General features: G+C 61.4%; 18 protein-coding genes and 2 tRNA genes. 7 read left to right on the top strand and 13 right to left on the bottom strand.

Going from position 1 to position 23,122, the window contains the following annotated elements:
• The first annotated feature begins 111 nt into the window (after window positions 1–111).
• On the top strand, window positions 112–462 hold the full coding sequence (gene erpA, locus JYP46_RS17895; protein WP_206546368.1) for an iron-sulfur cluster insertion protein ErpA: 351 nt from the start codon (window positions 112–114) through the stop codon (window positions 460–462).
• A 199-nt stretch (window positions 463–661) separates the two neighbouring features.
• On the top strand, window positions 662–1,102 hold the full coding sequence (locus JYP46_RS17890; RefSeq protein ID WP_224873587.1) for a cupin domain-containing protein: 441 nt from the start codon (window positions 662–664) through the stop codon (window positions 1,100–1,102).
• Between the two features lie 60 nt (window positions 1,103–1,162).
• Here the strand turns inward: JYP46_RS17890 and JYP46_RS17885 are convergent, their stop codons facing one another.
• Complete coding sequence (locus JYP46_RS17885; protein WP_206546369.1) at window positions 1,163–2,542, bottom strand: uracil-xanthine permease family protein; 1,380 nt, start codon at window positions 2,540–2,542, stop codon at window positions 1,163–1,165.
• 269 nt (window positions 2,543–2,811) lie between these two features.
• Between JYP46_RS17885 and JYP46_RS17880 the strand changes: the two genes are divergently transcribed.
• The 3 genes from JYP46_RS17880 (at window position 2,812) to JYP46_RS17870 (ending at window position 5,151) form a co-directional block, all read left to right on the top strand.
• Window positions 2,812–3,879 (top strand): polysaccharide deacetylase family protein, encoded by a 1,068-nt coding sequence (locus JYP46_RS17880; RefSeq protein ID WP_206546370.1) that lies wholly within the window; start codon window positions 2,812–2,814, stop codon window positions 3,877–3,879.
• 95 nt (window positions 3,880–3,974) lie between these two features.
• Window positions 3,975–4,766 carry an exodeoxyribonuclease III gene (gene xth, locus JYP46_RS17875; protein ID WP_206548872.1) on the top strand — a complete coding sequence of 264 codons (792 nt, stop codon included), beginning with the start codon at window positions 3,975–3,977 and terminating at the stop codon, window positions 4,764–4,766.
• 97 nt (window positions 4,767–4,863) lie between these two features.
• Entirely contained in the window at window positions 4,864–5,151 is a 288-nt protein-coding gene (locus tag JYP46_RS17870; RefSeq protein ID WP_206548871.1) for a hypothetical protein, read from the top strand.
• A gap of 19 nt (window positions 5,152–5,170) precedes the next feature.
• On the opposite strand, the gene JYP46_RS17865 is transcribed toward JYP46_RS17870, so the two are convergent.
• From JYP46_RS17865 to JYP46_RS17810, 12 genes are all read right to left on the bottom strand, one after another.
• Complete coding sequence (locus tag JYP46_RS17865) at window positions 5,171–5,974, bottom strand: tetratricopeptide repeat protein (RefSeq protein ID WP_113155487.1); 804 nt, start codon at window positions 5,972–5,974, stop codon at window positions 5,171–5,173.
• Window positions 5,961–7,685, bottom strand: coding sequence for a dihydroxy-acid dehydratase (gene ilvD / locus JYP46_RS17860; protein ID WP_206546373.1), 1,725 nt, complete (start codon window positions 7,683–7,685; stop codon window positions 5,961–5,963). The genes JYP46_RS17865 and ilvD overlap by 14 nt, the downstream gene beginning before the upstream one ends.
• Before the next feature lie 229 nt (window positions 7,686–7,914).
• Window positions 7,915–8,847: a TerC family protein gene (locus JYP46_RS17855; RefSeq protein WP_206548870.1), complete on the bottom strand. Its 933-nt coding sequence runs from the start codon at window positions 8,845–8,847 to the stop codon at window positions 7,915–7,917.
• Window positions 8,848–9,096: 249 nt separating this feature from the next.
• Window positions 9,097–10,329: an outer membrane protein transport protein gene (locus tag JYP46_RS17850; RefSeq protein ID WP_206548869.1), complete on the bottom strand. Its 1,233-nt coding sequence runs from the start codon at window positions 10,327–10,329 to the stop codon at window positions 9,097–9,099.
• Between the two features lie 427 nt (window positions 10,330–10,756).
• A complete protein-coding gene (locus JYP46_RS17845; protein ID WP_206548868.1) occupies window positions 10,757–13,609 on the bottom strand; it encodes a valine--tRNA ligase in 2,853 nt (950 codons plus the stop codon).
• Window positions 13,610–13,813: 204 nt separating this feature from the next.
• Entirely contained in the window at window positions 13,814–14,626 is an 813-nt protein-coding gene (locus tag JYP46_RS22240) for a PopZ family protein (protein WP_206548867.1), read from the bottom strand.
• A gap of 294 nt (window positions 14,627–14,920) precedes the next feature.
• Entirely contained in the window at window positions 14,921–16,285 is a 1,365-nt protein-coding gene (locus JYP46_RS17835) for a TolC family outer membrane protein (protein ID WP_206546378.1), read from the bottom strand.
• Window positions 16,286–16,490: 205 nt separating this feature from the next.
• Window positions 16,491–17,165 (bottom strand): protein-L-isoaspartate O-methyltransferase family protein, encoded by a 675-nt coding sequence (locus JYP46_RS17830; RefSeq protein WP_206546379.1) that lies wholly within the window; start codon window positions 17,163–17,165, stop codon window positions 16,491–16,493.
• Window positions 17,166–17,366: 201 nt separating this feature from the next.
• On the bottom strand, window positions 17,367–18,302 hold the full coding sequence (locus JYP46_RS17825) for a pirin family protein (protein ID WP_206548866.1): 936 nt from the start codon (window positions 18,300–18,302) through the stop codon (window positions 17,367–17,369).
• Between the two features lie 117 nt (window positions 18,303–18,419).
• The gene (locus JYP46_RS17820) at window positions 18,420–20,228 is read right to left on the bottom strand and encodes an amidohydrolase (RefSeq protein ID WP_206548865.1); all 1,809 of its coding nucleotides are present in this window, start codon (window positions 20,226–20,228) and stop codon (window positions 18,420–18,422) included.
• Window positions 20,229–20,570: 342 nt separating this feature from the next.
• Window positions 20,571–20,644 (bottom strand) — tRNA-Cys (locus JYP46_RS17815).
• Between the two features lie 111 nt (window positions 20,645–20,755).
• Window positions 20,756–21,040, bottom strand: coding sequence for a hypothetical protein (locus tag JYP46_RS17810; protein WP_222474230.1), 285 nt, complete (start codon window positions 21,038–21,040; stop codon window positions 20,756–20,758).
• 187 nt (window positions 21,041–21,227) lie between these two features.
• Between JYP46_RS17810 and JYP46_RS17805 the strand changes: the two genes are divergently transcribed.
• Window positions 21,228–21,302, top strand: a tRNA-Asn gene (locus tag JYP46_RS17805).
• A gap of 178 nt (window positions 21,303–21,480) precedes the next feature.
• On the top strand, window positions 21,481–23,043 hold the full coding sequence (locus JYP46_RS17800) for a CYTH and CHAD domain-containing protein (RefSeq protein ID WP_206543781.1): 1,563 nt from the start codon (window positions 21,481–21,483) through the stop codon (window positions 23,041–23,043).
• Window positions 23,044–23,122: the final 79 nt, after the last annotated feature.

Here is a 23,122-nt window from a genome sequence, read left to right as displayed (position 1 = left end):
CAACCGCACCACTCGGACAAACCCGACTGCGTTGCTCAGGTTGACTTGCCGCCTGCGGCTTCATACCTATTCAATGAACACGAACGCAAGGTGACCGTCAGGACAACCACCATGGGCATGGACGCGGGAACGGAAATGAAGAGCGTTGAACTGACCGAGGCTGCGGCCCGGCGCATTACCAGCATCCTCAAGGACGAGCCGGGCAAGATCGCCCTGCGCGTGTCCGTCGAGGGCGGCGGCTGCTCCGGTTTCTCCTATGCATTCGACCTGGTCGGTGAGCGCAATGAGGACGACCACGCCATCGAGCGGGACGGAGCCACCGTCCTGATCGACGATCTCTCGCTGGTCTATATGGGCGGCTCGGTGATCGATTTTGTCGACGACCTGATCGGCCAGTCCTTCCAGATCAGAAACCCGAACGCCGTCGCCTCCTGCGGCTGCGGAACCAGTTTCTCCATCTGATCCAAAAATCCTTTTCAGACATAAGCGTCGTGCCCCCTGCGCGGCGCTTTTTTTTCGTGCGCATTTTCCGGCGCATTCTTTCCGTGGGCGCTCTGTCACAGCCAGAACCCGATTGACGCAGCGGCTGAACCCGTTACAAGGGCGACCGCCTCAATGGGTATTTTTATTCAACTATATATTTGTTTTAAAAGGTTATTTCATGAACAGACGAGATATGGCGGGGCTTCTCGTGCTCCCCGCATTGCTGGCGTCAATGCACACGCCCGCCCGCGCCGACGATCAGGCTCCGAAGGCCGATTATCAGCGGGTTCAGCCGCTCCTCGACACGAAGAGCACCATCCTTGATCAGAAGCTCATCTACCCGAATGGCGAGGCCGAGCTGAAGGCGGTCGTGGTCACGCTGATGCCGGGCGAGGAAACCGGGCGTCACATGCACACGGTTCCCCTGTTCGGTCACATTCTGGAAGGTGAACTCGCCATCCAGTACGAAGGCGAGGAAGAGAAGACCTTCAAGGCCGGCGACAGCTTCATCGAGGCGCTCAACACCTGGCACAATGGCCGCGTGGTGGGCGACAAGCCGGCCCGCATTCTCGCCGTCTTCATCGGCAACGCAGAAACGCCGCCCGTCATCCGCCCCTGACGGCGCGCGGCCCCGACCATTTTGCGTCTTCGGGAGCAAGCCCCCGAAGACGCGTGCGGCTTACGCTTCGTTCTCGCCCCCGACCTCTTCAGGCAGGATCAGGTTAAGGACGATGGCCAGGAATGCCGCCGGCAACAGGCCGGAGGTCAGCAGGATCTGCGCCGTCTTCGGCAGGTGCTGGAGTGCTGCCGGCTCCATCTGAAGCCCGAGCCCGACCGAAAGCGACACGGCGAAGATCACCATGTTGCGGCGGTTCCAGTTCACTTCCGAAAGCATGTTGATGCCCGCTGCAGCAACCATGCCGAACATCACGATCACGCCACCACCCAGCACCGTGATCGGCACGGTCGAGATGATTGCGCCCACCTTGGGGATCAGACCGCAGACAATCAGGAAGACCGCGCCGCAGGTCACCACATGCCGGCTCATCACGCCCGTCATCGAGATCAGGCCGACATTCTGGCTGAACGAGGTGTTCGGCAGACCGCCGAAAATGCCGCCAATGGCCGTTCCAAGACCATCCGCATAGGTCGCACCGGAGATTTCCTTCTCCGTCGCCTCTCGGCCCGCACCACCCTTGGTGATGCCCGACACGTCGCCCACGGTCTCGATGGCCGAGATGACCGCCATGAAGCACATGCCGATGATTGCGGGCGCAGCCAGTTCAAAGCCCCATTTGAAGGGAACGGGAACTGCCACCCAGGATGCATTGCCAACATTGGAGAAGCTCACCATCCCCATGGCGAGCGCGACCACATAGCCGGCGATGAGGCCCAGAAGCACGGCTGCAATCGACCACATGCCGCGCGCGAAGAATTTTAGCAGAAGCGTCACGACAACCACGACCAGCGCCACGCTCCAGTTCTGAAGGCTGCCATATTCCGGCTTGCCGATCAGCGGCACACCGCCTGCCGAATACTGGATGCCCACCTGAATGAGCGACAGGCCGATCATGAGAACGATCAGACCGGTCACCAGCGGCGGCAGCGCAAAGCGCAGGCGTCCGACAAAGCTGCCCAGGAAGAAGTGGAAAATGCCACCGATCACGACACCGCCCATCAGTGCGCCCATGGCGGCCACGCCCTGCCCGGCCACGACCGGGATCATCACCGGCAGAAAGGCGAAGCTCGTGCCCTGCACGATCGGCAGCCTTGCGCCCACCGGGCCCATGCCAATTGTCTGAAACAGCGTCGCGATGCCCGCAAACAGCATCGCCATCTGGATCATGTAGATCAAATTCGGAAAGTCGGGCGAGTTGGAGCCAAAACCGAAACCGGCCGCTCCCGCCACGATAATGGCCGGCGTGACGTTCGAAACGAACATCGCCAGCACATGCTGAATGCCCAGCGGCACCGCCTGCATCAGCGGCGGCGTATAATCTGGATTGCTCAAATCAGCCCGCGATAAAGCATCGCCGGCGCGCTCCATTGTCTGTGTCATTTCGTTCCCCGGTTGTGTTTCAGATTTTCTGAAATCTTTTCTTGAAATCATCGGGCACAATGGGGCGCGCAACTATCTATAATTTTTTGAAAGACAGACACGGATTCAAACAGTAAGCGTCCGCAGCATTGAAGCTTTTCGCGAAGGAAATTCTTCAGCTTTTTCTGTTTGGATCGCCTTGTTCCCAGCCCTGACCGGACCGGGCTCACATGAGCCCGGTCCCACCGTTCAAAATCAATGCCAGCCCGCGGAAAGACGCCGAACGCCTGATGCTGCCACTCCAAGCCCTCAAGAGATCCGCTCGCTACGCGTTGATCCGGGCTGGCCTGGAAGGTTCAGCCATTGCCCTAAGGACAGGCCTGCCATCGAAAACGCCGGCACGCGGCGTCATCTTCGCCCTGCATCACGTGGATCCGCAGACGCCGCCAGGCTGGACGCCCAATGCGTGGCTCAGCATCACGCCCGCTTTTCTTGAAGAAGCGATCAACGCCGCGCGCGCACAGGGGCTCACCCCCATCGCGCTCGAGGACCTGCCCGAACGCCTGGCCGACGAGAGCGACACACGCCGCTATGTTTCTTTCACGCTCGATGACGGCTACCGCGACAATGCCCGCTTTGCCGCGCCCGTGTTCCAGCGTCACGGCATTCCCTACACGATCTTCATCACCTCGGGCTTCGTCGAGCGCAGCCGCTCGATCTGGTGGAAGACGGCGCAGGAAATCACCATGTGCTGCGAAACGGTCGACCTCGCACGCATCGGCATCGATGGGCGCGTGAGCGCCGGCACCCGCATGGCCAAGATCGCCCTGTTCGACCGGCTGTCGGATCTCGTGACGGATGCGCAGGACGAAGACGCGGCAATCGCGCTGCTGGACGATCTTGCGCTGGCCCATGGCGTCAATCCGCTGGAGATCACCGAACGCCTCACCATGAGCGCGGAAGAGCTTGCCGATCTTGCAGGCGATCCGCTTGCCCGTTTCGGCGCACACACGCTGACTCACGCCAATCTGCGCAAGGTCGATGACGCCCGCCTCCATCAGGAGCTTTCCGCCTCCGCCTCGAAGCTTCGCGGCTATGTGGGCGTTTCTCCCACGACCTTCGCCTATCCCTATGGCTATCCGTCCGCCGTCGGCGCACGCGAAATCGCCGCCGTGGAACAGGCGGGCTTTGCCGCTGCGGTCACCACCCAACCCGGTCTGCTCTTGCCCGGCGCACGCGACGCGCTCGCAGCCCTGCCCCGCGTCTCGCTCAACGGGTTCTATCAGCGCCGCCGCTATGTCGAGGCGCTTCTCTCCGGTCTGCCCTTCCGCCTGCGAGGCAGCCCGGCCGCGCAATAGGGCGCGCAAGGCATGGGCTGTCAGTATCCTGCACAAGGCGGTTGCGGCCCCTTCCCGTCCAACCTAAGAAGAGGTTGAGCTGTGGAAGGGCCCCCATGAAGATCGCTACCTGGAACATCAACGGCGTCAAGGCGCGCATCGACAATCTGCTGCACTGGCTCAGCGAGTCCAGCCCGGACATCGCCTGCCTGCAGGAGATCAAATCCGTCGACGAACTGTTCCCGCGCGAGGCCATCGAGGCGCTCGGCTACAATGTCGAGACCCATGGCCAGAAGGGCTTTAACGGCGTCGCCATTCTTTCCAAACTGCCTTTCGACGAGGTCAACCGCCGCCTGCCCGGCGATGACAGCGACGAACAGGCCCGCTTCATCGAAGGCGTCTTCTCCACCGACAAGGGCGTTCTCAGGGTCGTGTCGCTCTACCTGCCAAACGGCAACCCCGTCGACACCGAGAAATTCCCCTACAAACTTGGCTGGATGGAGCGGCTCGAGCGCTGGAGCGCAGAGCGCCTGAAACTCGAAGAGCCGCTCGTTCTTGCCGGCGACTACAACGTCATTCCCGAGCCCGAAGATGCGAAAAACCCGGACGCCTGGGTGGGTGACGCCCTGTTCAGGCCCGAAAGCCGCCAGGCCTTCCGTCGTCTCGGCGCACTCGGCTTCACGGACGCACTGCGCGCCGTCAATGATCAAGCCGGCATCTACACATTCTGGGATTATCAGGGTGGCTCCTGGCAGAAGAACAACGGCATCCGCATCGATCACCTGATGTTGTCGCCGGAGGCCGCAGACCATCTGGGGTCCGTCACGGTGGAAAAGCACACGCGCGGCTGGGAGAAGCCCTCCGATCACGTGCCGGTCGTTGTCGATCTGAAGCTCAACCCCGCCTGAGGCAAACGCCCCGCATTCTGCCCCTTGGGGTCCAGCCCCTCAAAGCCGCTTGATGGCCCGCGCCGCGCGTGCGTGCTATCATTTGCGGGTTATGGGCATGTTCCGGTATTTCCCGGTCGTCGCACTGGCGACAACACTCTGCCTGCCGGTCGCGGCATCTGCTGCGCCGGAGTGTCAGTGCCGCGCCAATGGCAAGACCTTCGCGCAGGGCGAAACGGCCTGTCTGGCAATGCCGGACGGCCCGCGCCTCGCGCGCTGCGAGATGGTGCTCAACAATTCTTCATGGAAGGTTCTGGATCGCCCCTGCGTTGAGACGGCAAGGCTTCCAGAGAAACTGTCTGATCCGACAGTCACGCGGCTCAGCGCCGCCACCAGCGGGAAATAGCCCCGCCGGGTTTCATGCTTCAGTCGAAGCCGTTTTCGCGCAGATCATGCGCCAGTGCGATTGCCGTGCGGCGATCCGATTCGCCGGCCAGCGCAAAGGCCTGCTCCTGCATACCGCGGATCCAGCCCACATCGTTTGGTGCGGCATGGTCGAGCGCAGCGGTCATCATCGCCAGCCCCTTCACCACGCGCCCGCTCTCGAACAGGATGTGTCCGAGCATCGCCTGCGCGCCGGAATGGCCCTTTTCAGCAGCCAGCTGGAACCAGCGGGCGGCCTGCTGCACGCTCTGTGCAACGCCCTCGCCGTTCAGGAACATTCGGCCGACCTGATACTGCGCCTCGGAATTGCGATAGGTCGCTGCCGCACGCATGAAATGTTCCTGCGCGGCCAGCGGATTGGCGCGGATCGGGCTGTCGGGAATGCCTGCCTTGAGATATTTGCCAAGCGCCACAAGCGCATCGGAAATGTAGGTCTCGTCAGGGCTGCCCGGACGCACTTCCTGCTGCGCAACCGCAGAGAAGAACTTGAAGGCTTCGTAGTCGTTGCGCGCAACGCCATCGCCTTCGGCATACATGCGCGCCAGTTTCCAGCGCGCGCCGACCTGACCGTTTTCAGCGGCGTAGCGATAGGCCTCGACGGCTTCCTGCTTTTCGCCGCGCTTGTAGGCAGAGAAGCCGAAGCGGAACACGGCCCACGGGCTGCGCTTCTCCGGCTCCTGGATCACGGCGTTCTCGTCGAGCGCGTAAGCGGCTCCCGGTAGCGCCACGAAGGACGCTACCAGGCCGGCAAGAACAGCTGTTTTCCCTGCTTCAAATATCCGCATAACAGTGCGTTTCTTTCTTAGCCCCGGGATGGGTCACCGCGCCATCGCGAGCCGGACCAACCGTCTGGGCATACTTCCAGATCGCGCCCGACTGATAGTCTGTCTCACGCGGTTTCCAATCCTTGGCGCGCTCTGCGAGTTCTTCATCGCTGAGCGCCACGTCGATCGTGCCGTCAACGGCATTGATCGTGATCATGTCGCCATCCTTCAGCAGACCGATCGGTCCACCGACCGCAGCCTCAGGCCCGACATGGCCGATGCAGAAGCCGCGCGTTGCGCCGGAGAAACGGCCATCGGTGATGAGCGCAACCTTGTCGCCCATGCCCTGACCGTAAAGTGCGGCCGTGGTGGCAAGCATCTCGCGCATGCCGGGTCCGCCCTTCGGGCCTTCATAACGGATGACGAGCACTTCGCCTTCCTTGTAGTTCCGGTTCTGAACGGCTGCGAAGCATTCCTCTTCGGAATCGAAGCAGCGCGCCGGGCCCGTGAACTCCAGATTCTTCATGCCGGCGACCTTCACGATTGCACCTTCCGGAGCCAGATTGCCCCTGAGGCCAACCACACCGCCGGTCTTCGTGATGGGGTTATCCGCCGAACGAACGACGTCCTGTTCTTCATTCCACGGAACATGCTCCATGTTTTCGGCAATTGTGCGGCCAGTCACCGTCATGCAATCACCGTGTAAGAAGCCATGCTCCAGAAGCGTCTTCATAAGGAGCGGAATACCGCCGGCCTCGAACATGTCCTTGGCCACATATTTGCCGCCCGGCTTCAGGTCGGCAATGTACGGGGTCTTCTTGAAGATCTCGGCAACGTCAAACAGCGTAAAGTCGATGCCGACCTCGTTGGCAATCGCTGGCAGGTGAAGCGCGGCGTTGGTCGAACCGCCCGAAGCGGCAACCACGGCAGCGGCGTTCTCCAGCGCCTTGCGGGTAACGATGTCGCGCGGGCGGATCTGCTTGGCGATGAGTTCCATCACCTTTTCGCCGGCGGCGTAGTTGAACCGGTCACGCATCTCGTAGGGAGCCGGCGCGCCGCAGGAATAAGGCAGCGCAAGGCCGATGGCCTCGGCAACCGTCGCCATCGTATTGGCGGTGAACTGCGCGCCACAGGAACCGGCCGACGGGCAGGCCGCCTGCTCGATTTCGGTCAGGTCGGCGTCGGAGATCGAGCCGACGGAGTGCTGGCCCACGGCCTCGAACACGTCCTGAACGGTGATCTGGCGACCACGGTAATTGCCGGGAAGGATCGAACCGCCATAGATGAAGACGGACGGCACGTTGAGGCGCACCATCGCCATCATCATGCCGGGCAGCGACTTGTCGCAACCGGCGAGGCCCACGATCGCGTCATAGCAATGGCCGCGCATGGTCAGCTCAACCGAGTCGGCGATGACCTCACGCGACACCAGCGACGACTTCATGCCCTGGTGGCCCATGGCGATGCCGTCGGTCACGGTGATGGTGGTGAATTCGCGCGGCGTGCCATGGGCGGCTGCAACGCCCTTCTTGACCACCTGCGCCTGACGCATAAGCGAAATGTTGCACGGCGCTGCCTCGTTCCAGCAGGTGGCAACACCCACGAGCGGCTGCGCGATCTCGTCCTCCGAAAGCCCCATGGCGTAAAGATAGGAGCGATGCGGCGCCTTTGCCGGGCCCACCGTCACGTATCGGCTTGGAAGTTTGTCTTTCGAAATTGCTTTAGCGTCCATAACTACCCCATCCGCAGCGCGCGGCATTCTCCTGAACATTCGGTTGTATCCCGAGCGCCATCGAGCATTTTCGATGCGCCGGGTTTATGGCGGGAAATTGACGTTCCGTCCCACGCTAGTCTTAGCCGAATGCTTATTGAGAAACTGTTGCCAAATGGGCACAGAAGTCTGTGCGTAGACTTCGGAGTGTCGGACAGGGCGAAAACACGCCCTGCCCCGGAGCATCAAATCAGGACCGAGCCCGTTGTTCTTCGCGCTTGCGCGCAAGGATGGAGATCACGACCGACCCGCCGATCAGGAGCGCCGTGACAGAGAGTGCCACCGGCGACGGGATCTTGATCCAGTGCGCGATCAGCATCTTGAAGCCGATGAACATCAGCACGAGCGACAGGCCCGTCTGAAGGTATTTGAAATTGCGCATCATGCCCGAAAGCACGAAGAACATGGCGCGCAGCCCCATCACCGCAAAGACGTTGGACGAGAAAACGATGAAGGGATCGTTCGAGATCGCCAGCACCGCAGGGATCGAATCCACCGCGAAGATGAGATCGGTGAACTCCACCGTGACCAGAACCACGAAAAGCGGGGTCATGTAGAGAAGGCCGTTGCGCCGCGTCAGGAAGCGCGAGCCTTCATACTCTTCCGTCACGCGTCCGGTGCGCATCAACAGCTTCACGATCCGGCTTTCGCCGGGGTCCACCATTTCGTCGTCGGACGTCATCATCTTGAAGCCGGAGAAAACCAGCAGCGCGCCAAGCGCCATGCCGATCACCATGAACTGATCAACGAGCTTCACGCCCGGCACGATCAGCGAGAGACGCATCACGATCGCGCCAAGAATGCCGTAGAAGAGAACCCGGTACTGGGCCTCCGACGGCACTTTGAAATAGGTGAAGATGAGCGCGATGACGAAAATGTTGTCGAGGGAAAGCGCCTGCTCGACCAGATAGCCGGTCAGAAATTCGGCGCCGCGGTCCTTGCCGCCGAAGTAGAACACGCCTGCTGCAAAGACCATGGCGAGCGCCACATAGCCGGCAACGGTTTTCATCGCCTCACGCGTGGTGATCACGTGATCGCGGCGATGCAGGACAAAAAGGTCGAAAAAGAGAATAACGGCCACAAAAGCTAGAAAGCCGGGCCAGAGCCAATCATGGGTTGTCATTGGAAGGATACGAGGTTTGCGCCGCGTTTGCGCGTTGTCGTTCGATCCGACATCACAGGCAACGCCTTGCCTGCCAGAGGGGCCCGGACCGGGTGACTGCCTCTTATGTGCTGCAAAATCCGGCGCAGTACAAGCCTTCGGATCCGCCGAACTGCCCAAGCCATGCAAAAATGCATGGCATTTTCACCCCTTCCCCAAACAAAAAGACCCGGCCGAAGCCGGGTCTCGAAAAACAGTCTGCGCGACGCGTTACCAGCGCACCTTCATGGAGGCAGAGAGCGCGCCAACCAGATCATTGCCGAAGGTGTAGGAGACGTCGTTGCCGTAGATCCGACCGTCATCGCCCACAATGGCGCCGGATTCGCCAGAGGTCAGAATGCCGAGCGCTCCGCTCAGGCGCATCTCCACATTCTCGTTGGGCGTATAGGCAACACCGCCGCCAAGCGTCCAGGAATCGGCCTGATGACCAAAGCCCTTCGAGGTGCCGCGATCCCAGGTCAGGCTCGCCGCAGCGCTCCACTGCTCATTGAACTTGTGACCAACACCGCCAGAAACCGTCCAGCCATCCCGGTACAGAAGATCAAGCGACGTCGCCCTGTTGCTTGTGGTGGTGCAAGGCGAGCCGCGCGTGGATTCCGGGCAAAACGGGATGGACTGAAGAATGCTCCAGTTCACCCATTTGACAGAGCCGAAGGCCAGCCAGTTGGGCGCGATACCGGACTGAAGCTTGAGCTCCACGACCTCTGGCATTTCAGCCGAGCCATATACCGGGGTCACCTGACCGAGAAGCGGCCCAATGGGGGGATTCCGGGAGAGATCCAGCGTACCGGTCACGTCGTCCAGCTTGACCCGAGAGTTATAAACCAGGCTAGCACGGAAGGCGATTTCCGGAATTTCGTAGGCCGCACCGACACGCCAGCCCACACCGCTGCCCTCTAGGTTAAGACGCCCAACACCGTTTCCGAACGGTGTTGCGGGCGTAACAAGACGTTCCTTGAAACCCTTGAGCTGCTGGTAGAACACACCACCGAGTACGCGGAATTCGCCCTTCCCTGCCTGCATCTTGTATGAGCAGGTTCCGCCAAAGCTATGGCTGTTGACCTTGGTCTCGATGTTGTGATTTGCGCCTGCCCAGTTCGCACCGGGATTGGTGTGCACGCCCCATGGCTCCGAATAGTCGACCAGACAGTCTACCTGCTCGCCAATGCCAACCTTGAGGCCAAGGCGCGGGGAGAAGTAGCTCTCCGTATCCTTCACCCCCTGCGACGGCCCCGCCGGCGTGCCATCCAGCGGATTCGTATCGACAACATTGTCGAGTTTACGCTGAGGCATCACATAGGTGCCGGTCGCCTCCGCAGCGAACGGTGCCGAATTGAACAGTAGATCAACATTGTAACCACCGCGCTCCAGCCCGCCGGCCTGAGCGGCGCCCACCGCAGCCGAAGACAACAACGCTGCCGAAACAAAGCGAACAAAACCCATGAGAACCCTCTCCTCCAATTGTCCGATGGGAGGATAGCAGCGCCATGCCCCACCACAATTGGCCTTTGTACAGTTTGTCGCACCTCACGCTTACGTCAACGTAATACGCCTATTGAATAGGCAGGCGACAGCGGTTGCGGTTAGCCTGAGTCTTGCCGCCCATGCCTTAAAAAACCCCTGAATCTGACACATTCTGACATGGTGAGCATCACAAATGACGCCAGTGTTGCACAGGCGCAACACAACCTTGAGTTCTTCAAGAAACTGTCACGATCCGCTTGTTGAAAGCGTCGCGCTTCTCCTTGTGGACTTCCCATTCAGGCGAATCGCAAGCGGACATACAAAAGCCGCGCCCACCTTTCGGCGGACGCGGCCCTGATTGCCTTCACGCTGACGCCAGCCCTTTAGAGAGACTGGCGCAGTTTCGTCACCCGGCTTCCTTCACGCGGGCGAGCGCCACTTCCAGCCTGCCCTTCGCATCGGCGAACTCGGTGAGCTTTTCGCGCTCGGCGGCAACGATCTCCTGCGGCGCATTGGCCACGAACTTCTCATTGCCCAGCTTCTTTTCAAGCCGCTGCATCTCGGAGGACGTCTTGGCGATCTCCTTCTCAAGCCGCGCGGCTTCCGCCGACAGGTCGATCAGGTCGCCCAGCGGCAGGCAGAAAGTGGTATCGCCAAGCACGATCTGCGCCGAGCCCTTCGGCGCTTCACCGGCAAAGCCAAGCTCGCCGACCCGCGCCAGACGGCGAATGGCCGGATCATGGCGGGCGATGCGCGCACGCATGGCCTCATCCGCACCGACCGCAACGAGCGGAGCCGTCGCAGACGGCGGCACGTTCATCTCTGCGCGCACCGAACGGATGCCCGAAACGAGGTCGACAAGCCAGTTGATGTCGGCTGCCGCATCCTCATCCACGAAATCGGGAGCCGGCCAGCGGGTCAGCGCCAGAACGGCGTCGCGCCCGGCGTCGCCGCCGGTATGCGCCCACAGCTCTTCCGTCATGTAGGGCATCATCGGATGCAGAAGCTTGTAGGTCTCGTCGAGCACATAGGCCGCACAGGCGCGGGCCTCGGCCTTGGCCTCCTCATCCTCACCGGCGAACACCGGCTTCAGAAGCTCCAGATACCAGTCGCAGAACAGGCTCCACACGAAGCGATAAGCCGTGCCTGCCGCCTCATTGAAGCGGTAGGCCTCAATGCCTTCCGTGATGCCCTTTGCCGCCCGCGTCAGCTCCGTCAGGATCCAGCGGTTGATGGCAAGCTTCGCGTTTTCGGGACGGAAGTTCTCGTCCCGCTTGACGCCGTTCATCTCGGCAAAACGCGTCGCGTTCCAGAGCTTGGTGCCGAAATTGCGGTAGCCCGCCACGCGCGCCGGGTCGAGCTTCACGTCACGGCCCTGTGCGGCCATGATGGTCAGCGTGAAGCGCAGCGCGTCCGCACCATATTCCTCGATCAGCTCGAGCGGGTCGATGACGTTGCCTTTCGACTTCGACATCTTCGCGCCCGACTTGTCGCGCACCAGCGCATGGACATAGACCGTGTGGAACGGCTCTTCTTCCATGAAGTGCATGCCCATCATCATCATCCGGGCAACCCAGAAGAAAATGATGTCGAAACCGGTCACCAGAACCGAAGTCGGATAGTAGCGTGCGAGCTCCGGCGTCTTGTCCGGCCAGCCAAGCGTCGAGAACGGCCACAGCGCCGAAGAGAACCACGTGTCGAGCACGTCCTCGTCGCGGGTCAGGATCTCGCCCGGCTTGAAGTTCTCCAGCTTGTCCTCAACCCAGGCCTTCCAGGGGCCTTCATGCGAGATGTAGTGCTGGATCGCGGCCTCGAGCGCCGTCTCCTCGTCCTTCTCGACGAAGACCTGCCCGTCCGGGCCGTACCAGGCCGGGATCTGATGGCCCCACCAGAGCTGACGGGAAACACACCAGGGCTGGATGTTCTCCATCCACTCGAAATAGGTCTTTTCCCAGTTCTTCGGCACGAACTTCGTGCGGCCCTCGCGCACCGATGCAATCGCCGGCTTCGCCAGCGTTTTCGCGTCGACATACCACTGGTCGGTCAGGAACGGCTCGATCGGCACGCCGCCACGGTCGCCATGCGGCACCATGTGCTTGTGCGGCTCGATCTTCTCCAGAAGCCCGGCCTCTTCCATCATCGCGACAATCATCTTGCGCGCGTCGAAGCGGTCGACGCCGTCAAGCTCGGCGATCGTGCGGGCGAGCGGCGCATCAGCGCCCTCCAGCCCCTCGAGAAACGCCTCATTGCCTTTCAGCGTGATCGTTGCGTCCGTCGCCATCACGTTGATCTGCGCCAGATCATGCCGCTTGCCGACCTCAAAATCGTTGAAGTCGTGCGCAGGCGTCATCTTCACCGCGCCGGTGCCCGCTTCCGGGTCCGGATATTCGTCGCCAACAATCGGAATGCGGCGGCCGACCAGCGGCAGGAGCACGTTCTTGCCGATCAGATCCCTGTAGCGCGGATCGTCGGGGTGAACCGCAACACCGGAATCGCCCAGCATCGTTTCCGGACGCGTCGTGGCGACCACCACATAGTCGCGCGTCTCATAGCCATCCGGCTGCCCATCGGACGGCCGCCAGATGACGCGGTTGCCCTCGTCATCCAGCCTGTAGGGATGCTCATAGGTCAGCCCGTCGGCGAGCGGATAACGGAAATGCCAGAGATTGCCGTTGGTCTCGATCTGCTCGACTTCAAGGTCCGAAATCGCCGTCAGAAGCTTCGGATCCCAGTTGACGAGGCGCTTGTCCTTGTAGATCAGCTCCTGCTTGTAGAGCGAGACGAACACCTCGACCACGGCCTTCGACAGGCCCTCATCCATGGTGAAACGCTCACGCGACCAGTCGCAGGACGCGCCCAGCCGCTTGAGCTGGTTCATGATCGCCCCGCCGGACTCCGCCTTCCATTCCCAGATCTTGTCGACGAACTTCTCGCGGCCCATGTCGCGGCGGTGCTGCTGCTTTTCCATGAGCTGGCGCTCGACCACCATCTGCGTGGCGATGCCCGCATGGTCCATGCCCGGCTGCCAGAGCACGTCCTTGCCGCGCATGCGCTCAAAGCGCACCATGATGTCCTGCAGCGTGTTGTTGAGCGCGTGGCCCATGTGCAGCGAACCGGTCACGTTCGGCGGCGGAATGACGATGGTGAAGGGATCCGCGCCAGGTTCTGCACCGGCGCCGGCCTTGAAGGCCTCGGCCTCTTCCCAGCGTGCGGCGATTTTGGGCTCGACGCTTGCTGCGTCGTAAGTCTTTTCAAGCATGAGGGTTTCCGCGCTAGAGCAATTCCGGAAAAATTGGAAACCGGATTTTCGCCCGGAATTGCATGGAGTCAAATGGTCAGCCCGCCCCACCGCTTCATGAAACGGAGAAACGCACTGTCGAGACAGTAAACCAGAAATCTGGTCCGTTCACAGCAGGGTGTAAAGCCGAAGGGTCAGATCAAGTCAACCGGCAGTCGGCGCGGCTTATCCGCCGCGCGCGATCCGTTCGATCTCTTCGCGCACCAGGCGCTCGACAATCGTGGGCAGATTGTTGTCGAGCCAGTCCTGCAGCATGGGCCGCAGCATTTCCTCGGCCATCTGGTCAAGCTGACGACGACGGCTGGCCTCGAAGGCCTCGTTCAGTTCGCCAAAGGCCGCCGCAACCTTGCGTCCGGTGTACTCGGAGAGGATGCCCTGTTTCGCGCCCTCGCCCTCATCTGCAGAGGCCTTCACCTGGGGAAGTTCCTCCGTACGAACATCTTCATGAGATGCCGCTTCGGGCTCCTGCTCCTCAACGCTGCGGTAGGAATAGACATCCGACGCATCATCGACGTCAGCCACATCCTCAACGACAGGAGCAGCAGCGGGCCGCGCCTCGGCAAGGCGCTGCATGAGACCGTGATCCACGGCCGGCTCAGGCTCGACAGACTTGGAGTCAAAACCGTTTGCAGCCCGCCCCTCGTCGCGCTTTTCGCTCACGGATGGCCGGAAAGGCTCCTCGCGCAATCCTGCACGGAAACTCTCGACGTCAGGCGCAGGCTGAAATGGCGCGGCGCGCTCTTCAACGGCTGCGGCCGGCGCGGCGTCAGGCTGCTGCGCCTCCACGGGCTGCGCAGCGCGCTCCTGCGAGCGCTCATCCGCAGAAGCACCGTTGGTCACGGCGCCAACCGCATCTGCCGCGCGCGCCACAGGCGCATCATTGTCTTCAATGATCCGTCGGATCGAAGCGAGAATCTCTTCCATGGAAGGCTCGCGCTGGCTTCCATTCGAAGTCAGCGCTTCTACCGCTGCTTCCATTTTGTGCGCACCGAAACCCTGTGACATAGTCAAATTAGCCGCCTCTAGCCTGTGTCCGTTTCACCGACTTTGTCCGGAGCGACATTCCCATTCCAAGTCCGGGCGCCAGTGCAGACGGTCGAATCACTAAAAAAGGGTAACGCAGCGTCTGCGGTATGAGAATCCCCGCACAGCACCTGTTTCAGGTTGCACACAAGAATGCCGGGCGCAAAAGCAAACCCGGCATACGAGACTTTATGAAAAATGCGTTAAACACGCCGCCCAGCGGGACCGGCGCTGGATACGCTTGCGGTTTCAGCGACCGTCCGGCGTGCGCAGTCCGTACCACTTGTCCTTGACGGCCTCGTAGTGTTCCTGTGGCCGGTATTCGGCAACCTGCAGACCGAGACGGTTCGCGGACAGATTGCCCGTGGCAGAAAGAATGGCGTAGCTGGCGACCACGATGTCGCGCTCGGCGCTGACACGGTCCACCTTCGCAGCAATCACGTCGGCCTGTGCGTTGAGCACGTCCAGCGTGGTGCGCTGCCCAACATTGCGCTCTTCGATCACGCCGTTCAGCGCCAGCTGTGCAGCCCGCACCAGTTCATGGTTGGCGGAAAGAACGCCCTGCGCGGCCTGATACTGGCTCCATGCGGAAACCACGGCAGCGCGAACCTGGTCACGCGCCACATCAAGATTGATGCGCGCCTGGCCGAGCGATTCCTTGTTCTTGCGCACCTGCGCAGAAGCCTGACCACCCTGGTAGATCGGCACGGTCAGATTGATGCCGACACGCGCGCTGTCGCGCGAACCGTCGCTGGGAATGCCAGGCGACGTGTCCTGATAGCTGTGCGAGAGCCCGACCGAGCCATTCACCTGCGGCAGGAAAGTGCCTTCGGCAGACTTCACACGGAACGAAGCCGCATCGATCTGATGCTGACGGCCCTTGATGGCCGGGTGGGCTGCAAGCCCGGTTGCCAGTGCGCTGTCGAGGTTCTTCGGCAGAAGCTTGACCAGCGGGTTGGCGGTTTTCAGATTGTCCGGCGCATCGCCGATGAGCTGACGATAGACGGCAGAGCTCGACGTCACCGAAGCGCGCGCGGCGCTTAGCTGCGCCAGAGCCGCCTGACGGCGCGCTTCCGCCTGTGCCACGTCGGTGCGCGTGCCCTCGCCCACATCGAAGCGCGAACGTGCGGAGCGCACCTGCTCTTCCAGGAATTCGAGGTTTTGCGCGCGCAGCGCCGCGATCTGACGATCACGAATCACGTCCATATAGGCGCTGGCAGCGTTAAACAGCGTGTTGAGCTCCTGGTTGCGCAGCCCTTCATTCGCGGCGCGCACGCCAGCCTCGGCCGCACGCACATTGTTGCGCGTCTGGAAACCGTCGAAGATCGGCTGCGTCAGCGAAACGCCAAACTCACCGGTCCTGATATCCGTGCCGTCATTGTGGGTAAGCGCGAAGGACGCCGTGCCCTGAATGCGCGGGCGCATGCCGGACTTGGCAATCGCAACGTCTTCATCCGTCACCCGCACGCCGGCGCGTTCCGAGTTCAGGGTGGAGTTGTTCTGATAGGCTTTCGCCAGAGCGCCGAGAATGGTTTCGGCGGAAGCAATGGCCGGCGCGGCAATAAGCGCGGACGATGCCACCAGAGGGATCAGGAAACGACGGTAAAAGGACACGATCTGCCAACCTCGGACTGTTTTCGGCAGCCGCGCCGAATCGACACCACCACCTCTAATATCAATTCCGGCCTTTCGACCGGCGTCCACGCCCGGGAGATCAAACGGTTAGCCTGTCCCCCACCCCCAAATCCAGGCGCTCTTTATATAGACATTACATCAAACTCTTGATCAATTCCGTTGCAGGAAAGCAACAAGTCACTGATCAAAAGACAAATTCCGGTGCATTCTGGAAGCCGGGAAGCGGCTTCACGGCAAGATTGAATGCAACGCGGCTCGAAACAATGCCGTCATCCTTAACATAAAGCAGCGCCTGCGCAGCGTTGCCTTCACCGATCACGGCGACGAGTCGCCCGCCGTCGCGCAGCTGATCGATCAGCGTCTGCGGCACAGAATCCACCGCGCCGCCGATGAAGATCACGTCATAAGGCGCATCGTCGGCATAGCCGCCCTGCAGAGGTCCGCTGACCACGGCAACATTCACGCAACCGAGTTCGCTGAGCGCATCCGTTGCCTTGGCGGCCAGATCCTCATCGCTCTCCAGCGCAACCACAAAGCTTGCAAGACGCGACAGAACCGCAGCCGAATAGCCCGAGCCCGCGCCCACATTGAGCACCACGTCGCTGGAGCGCACGTCGGCGAGCTGCACCAGCTTGCCAAACGCTGCCGGTTCCATGAGATAGCGCGCCGCGCTCTCATCCGTTGCCGGCGCGATCTCAAGATCCTCGTCAAGATAGGCGAGAGCCTGCTTGCGGCCGGGCACGAACGCCTCGCGCGGAATGTCACCCATGGCGTCCAGAAGAGCGCTCGCCGTCACGTCCGACGTGCGCAACTGTCCCTCAACCATATTGGCGCGCTGCTGGGAAAAATCGATTGTCATGCGTCTGGTTCCCGATGCCTGTTTTCGCGCCGCCCTCGGGACTGTGTTCCCAACGCGGCGAAAACAACGATTTCACGGGTTTGCTAGCGGCTGCCGCCGCCCCTGTCAATTACTCCGCCCCGCTGCGGCATATTGGCGGTTGATAGCGCCCCGGCGCCCCCGAATTCCCGGCGCCAATTGTGTCAAAGGCCGGATACCCCTTCACCCGGGCAGCGGAATGAACTCCTGATCGTCTCCCGTGGGCAAATCGAACAGTCCCGCACCCCAGCGCGCACGCTTCCAGTCTTCTTTCGCCGCTTCGATCCTGTCTTTCGAAGAGGCGACGAAGTTCCACCAGATATAGCGCGGGCCGTTCATCGTTGCACCGCCGAGAAGCATCATCCGTGCCCCTTCGCTTCCCGCCGCCACGGTGATCGAATCGCCCGGACGAAACACCATCATCCGCCCGGCCCCGAAAACCTGGCCCGCAACGGAGATCGCCCCGTCCGTCACATAGATACCCCTGTCCTCATGATCGTCCGGCAAAGGGAAACGCGCACCCGGCTCCAGCATCACATCCGCATAGAACATGTCCGAATACACCGTCGCCGGCGCAGTCTCGCCATAAGCCCGTCCCAGAATCAGACGCAGCGCGATGCCGTCATCGACGATCTCCGGCAGCGTCTCCTTCTCATGATGCTCGAATGCCGGGGCAGCGTCTTCCATCGCTTTGGGCAGCGCCACCCAGGTCTGGATGCCAAACAGGCTGTGCGGCCCCTTGCGGGCTGCCTCGCTGGTGCGCTCCGAATGCGAGACGCCACGCCCGGCAACCATCCAGTTGAGCGCGCCCGGATGAATGACCTGGTCCGAGCCGATACTGTCCCGGTGATGAAAATCGCCGCGGAAGAGATAGGTGACCGTCCCCAGGCCGATATGCGGATGCGGCCTGACATCAATCCCCTGCCCGGTCAGAAACTCGGCCGGCCCCGCCTGATCGAAGAAGATGAACGGACCAACCATCTGGCGGCGTGGCGCCGGCAGCGCGCGGCGCACCTCGAACCCGCCAATGTCACGGGCGCGCGGAATGATCAGCGTCTCGATGGATTCGGCTTCAATGTCATCCGGACAACCGGGTTCGAGTGCGGGGTTCCAGCTCATCGACGCCTCCATGCACGGGACAGCTCATCCCCAAACAGTACCATCCGCATGGTCGGCACAAAAGAAAAACGACCGCCGAAGCGTGCTCCGGCGGTCGATCTTGAACGGGTTCGTCCGTTACTTCTTGCTCATGCCGTCATACATGGCGTGCAGCAGATGATGCGATGCCTCGCCATCCGGGCCGACCGGCCAGTTCAGGAACTCGGTCTTCTGCATGCTTCCGTCCGCCTCATAGACCACCCTGTCATTCTTGATCGTCGCCTGGACGGTCAGGCTGGACAGGGTTTCCGGGTCGATTGCGGTCGGATCGTCGGAGAGAATCACGAAATCGGCCAGCTTGCCGGTTTCGATCGAACCCTTGTCGTTCTCCTCGAAATGCTGCCAGGCCGGCCAGATCGTCATGGCCTTCAGGGCCGTCGGCACGTCCACCCGCTGGCTCGGTCCCAGAATGTCGCCCGAGCGCGTGCGGCGGGTCACCGTCGCAGAGAGAATGCGCATGCTGTCTGGCAGAGCCACCGGCGCATCGTGATGCGAACCGAACATCATGTCCCGCTGACGCACCCAGCCGGTCGGCGAGATATTGTCTGCCGCCACCGGTCCGACCGTGTGATCGCGGTGCCAGTCGCCCCAATAGAAAGTGTGCATCGGGAACAGCGACGGGAAGACGTCAAGCCGCTTGATCGTGTCGACCTGATCCTCGCGCAGGAACTGGCCGTGCACCAGAACCGGGCGATTGTTCGCGTCGCTGTATTCCTTCTGCGCCACCTCGATGGCAGTCAGAAGCATGTCCGAGGCCGCTTCGCCATTGGAGTGCGTGATGATCTGCAGACCGTTCTTGTAGCAATGGTTGACGGCGTTCTGCACGACATCCATCCCGATCACCGCATAACCCGAATATCCGGGCGGATAATCGCCAACCGGGTTGTAATAGGGGCGGTCACGCAGCGCCGTAAAACCCTGCGGGGAACCGTCAATGGTCAGCTTGCAGCCGCCCACGCGGACACCGTTCGTATAGTCCTGCGAGAAATTCTCGACGATGTAATCCGGCGCTTCCAGAACGTCGGGAAACGCCACGACATCGATCGGCAGATCCCCTTCGGCGCCAAGCTTCTTCAGAACCTCCACGATCGATGGCGCAGAACGCCCGTCCTGTGCAGTCGTGTAGCCGAAGCGCGCCCAGAGTTCGGCGCCCGCACGCGCAAATGCGTGCATGCCTTCCTCACCGAGATCACCCAGCATCTTACCGAGAGCGGTAAAGAACGCATACTCTTCCAGCACGCCGTTCGGCTGACCGTTCTCGTCATGCCGGATCACGCCGCCTGACGGGTCCTTGGTATCGGCCGTAACGCCCGCCAGTTCCAGCGCCTTGGAGTTCACGACGCCCAGATGCCCGGACTGATGGACGATCAGGATCGGCAGCTCCGTCGAAACGGCATCCAGTTCTTCGCGCGTCGGATGGCGCAGTTCAGCCAGCTGCGCATTGTCATAGCCGAAGCCGATGACCATCTGGACCTTGTCGACGGTCTCGGCGTTGTCTTCGATCCACTTTCGAAGCGACTCCTGCAGGCTGGCGATGTCAGCAACGCCGCCATCCGGCGGCGGCAGAAGGTTTGCCGAGAGCGCCTGAAGGCCGCCAAACACCACATGACCGTGACTGTCGACGAAGCCCGGCACCATGGCGCGGCCGTCCAATTCGAAAACGGTCGTCTCATCGCCCTTGTGGGCCTCAATGTCGGCCAGCGCGCCAACGGCGAGAATACGTCCGTCCTTCACCGCAACCGCTTCAGCGGTCGGCTGCGCATCATTGATCGTCAGGATCGGGCCACCACTGTAGATCGTGTCGGCAATTTCCTGCGCGCAAGCCGCTCCACCGGCAAACACGGTGCCCGCCAAAAGCAATGCACGTAGTGCGTGAAAATTCATCATAAGATCGCCCCTGTGTACTTCCATACAAATACCGTCCCCGCCCGCTTTTCCTTTCACGAATCAAAGAAGAGCGGAACGCGAAGCAGTCTCGCCCCTTCTAAGGGCGAGCGCCAGTTTCAGCTTACGCTAGGGCAGGAATATGGTTATCAGTCGACTAACGGCTTCCCCCTCCCCCTCCTCCTCCCCCTTGCCAGCGGGCGGAGCAATCCAAGAGGTGAGGACGGTCGAGGCTGGATCGAGAGACAATCTGCTCTCGCAAGCCCGAACCAACTGGCTTACGCCAGCCGGCGCGCCCACGGCAGCCAGCACCAAAACGATATGGATTTATGAAGAAAAAGAATTTGGAGGCCTCGCCCGGAATCGAACCGGGGTGCAAGGATTTGCAGTCCTCTGCGTAACCACTCCGCCACGAGGCCATGCTGGCAAGCAGCATCGAGCAGTTCAATAGGTTGCGACTATTTCCCCGTCAAGCGGACAATGTCATTGATCCGCAATTTATCGTCATAGCCCCTTATAAGAGCCCTTTCTCACCGCCTGTTCGTCCTGTCGCCGCCCCGGCGGCTCCACCAGACGGTCATCTTGCGCCGTTTCCGTCGCACCACGGCGATGTCATAGGACAGAATCAAAAGACCAAGCGGAATCATCCAGAAGCCCAGCACGGGCAAAAAGCCGAATATGCCCAGCACCACGAGGCCCGACCCGCCCGTGATTCGTGCCAGACGCGACTGGGGAATCGGGATTCGTTTCCCCATCAGCGAAACCGAAGGCTTCGCGCGCTTGTCGTCGTCCTGCCTGTCTTCCTGTTGTTCCATCGCCCGTTCCGTCGCCCGTTCCGCACATTTCAGCGGTTTTGCTGCACAAACGCTGATGCTTCATATGCGTTGCAAATTGGATCCAAGGAATGGCGCTTGTGAAAAAAAAGACAAAAAACACATTTGCCTCTTTGCAAAGCTGAATTCGGTTTGCTATAGGCACGCTCACTCGACAGAGCACAGGCGTTCCCCGGTAGCTCAGTGGTAGAGCAACCGGCTGTTAACCGGTTGGTCGCTGGTTCGAATCCGGCCCGGGGAGCCACTTCTTTTCCAAACACTATACGCCGCCCACCCCTTCAGCACCTCCGCTGGAGCCGCGCTACCGCGCCCGTGATGAATTCGGCGCGACACTCCGTCATCACCCCTCCCCGCTTAATTGCTTCCTCCTTCAACACCTTGACGCTAGGGTGACGCTTGACGTTCCTGAAGGAGTTGCGCCTGTGTCCGAAGTCGAGTTGAAACTCCTGCTGGACAGACAACAGGTCCCCGCTGTCCTCGCCCGCATTGACGAGTTGCCTTCGCAGGCCTGCACGAAGCATGCCTCCCGCCTCCTGCGCAGCATCTATTTCGACACGGCAGCGCGCGATCTGCGCAAGAACGGTATTTCCCTGCGCCTCAGGCGCGATGGAAAGCGTTGGCTTCAGACGGTCAAGCTCAACGGCACGATTGCAGGCGGGCTGTCGAAGGTCAGCGAGTTCGAGCGCCCCGTGCCGAGCGGTCAGGTCTCCATCGACGCCATCGAAGATGCAGACGTGCGCGAACGACTCAGGAAGCTTATAAGCGACAGGCCGCTCAAGACCATCGCCGAGACCCACATCAACCGCACCCAGATCGACCTTAGCCTGGATGACGGTGCAAAGGCGGAGCTCGCCGTGGACAGCGGCGCCATCAAGGCGGCCGGACGCAGCGAAAACCTGCACGAACTCGAAATCGAGCTGGTCGAAGGCGCTCCCGCCGACCTCTACCGAACCGCCCGGATGGTTCTCCCCAAAGGCAGCCTGCGGTTTTCGCGCTTCTCAAAGGCGGCGCGCAGCGTTCTTCTCGCCGAACAGGGGCATATAGAGCCGCCGGCGACGCCACGCAGAGCCGAGACGGTTCCCCTCAAACCCGGATACGCGACCGGTGAAGCGGCCCGCGCCATGCTGCACGAGTGCCTCAGCCAGATCGCGGCCAACATTGAGGCGGTGCAGCAATGCGACGATCCGGAAGGCCCGCACCAGTTACGCATCGGGCTCCGGCGACTGCGCAGCGCGCTTGCCCTCCTTGCGCACGAAATTGCCTCGCCGGAAGAAGCAGCCCCCGGCCTCAGCGAGGAAGCCCGCTGGCTTGGCCGCGAGGTCGGACGCCTGCGCGATCTGGACGTCGTCCTCAACGACATCGCACGCCCCTATTTCGCGCTCGATGGCCATGCCCATGGCGCTGCCCCCGTGCTTGGCACACTGGAGCGCCACGCCAAAGAAATACGCAACGATCTGCGCCAGATACTCTGCGGCGAGCGCGTCGGCGACTTCCTTCTGTCCCTCTCCGAGTTCATCGAAACCGCCAGATGGAAGGATGACCATCGCAAGAAGCGAGAGCGCCGCAGGCTGACGGACTTTGCCGGCAAGATACTCGACAGGCGATGGGCCCACGTCCTGACCAAAGCAAAAGGGATCGAGCGCTTCGATCAGGAGCAGAAGCATGCGCTGCGCAAGGAGCTGAAAAAGCTCCGCTACACGATAGAGTTTCTTGGCCCGCTCTTCCCCAAACGCGATGTGAAGCGCGTGACCGAAAGGCTGAAGACGCTTCAAACCGTGTTCGGAAGCCTGAACGACGCCACGGTCGTCGAAGCCGTTCTCAGCAAACCGCCGCTTTCCTCGATCAACGACCTCGCGGCCCAGCGCGCCATCGGCCGGCTGCTCGGCGCATGCGAGACACGGGTGACCTATGACTGGACAACGGCGCAGGCCCACTGGAAGGCGCTGAAGACCTGTCACCTGTTCTGGAAGCGAAAACACAAATAGGCCACAGAGCGCATCCCTCCACCCCACCACCAGCCCACGCCGCGAACACAGTTCCGTGACCATGTTTCCGGCGCGGAAC

Source organism: Nitratireductor aquimarinus, assembly GCF_017255295.1.
GTDB lineage: Bacteria > Pseudomonadota > Alphaproteobacteria > Rhizobiales > Rhizobiaceae > Nitratireductor > Nitratireductor aquimarinus.
This window is presented reverse-complemented; position numbering and strand designations above follow the sequence as displayed.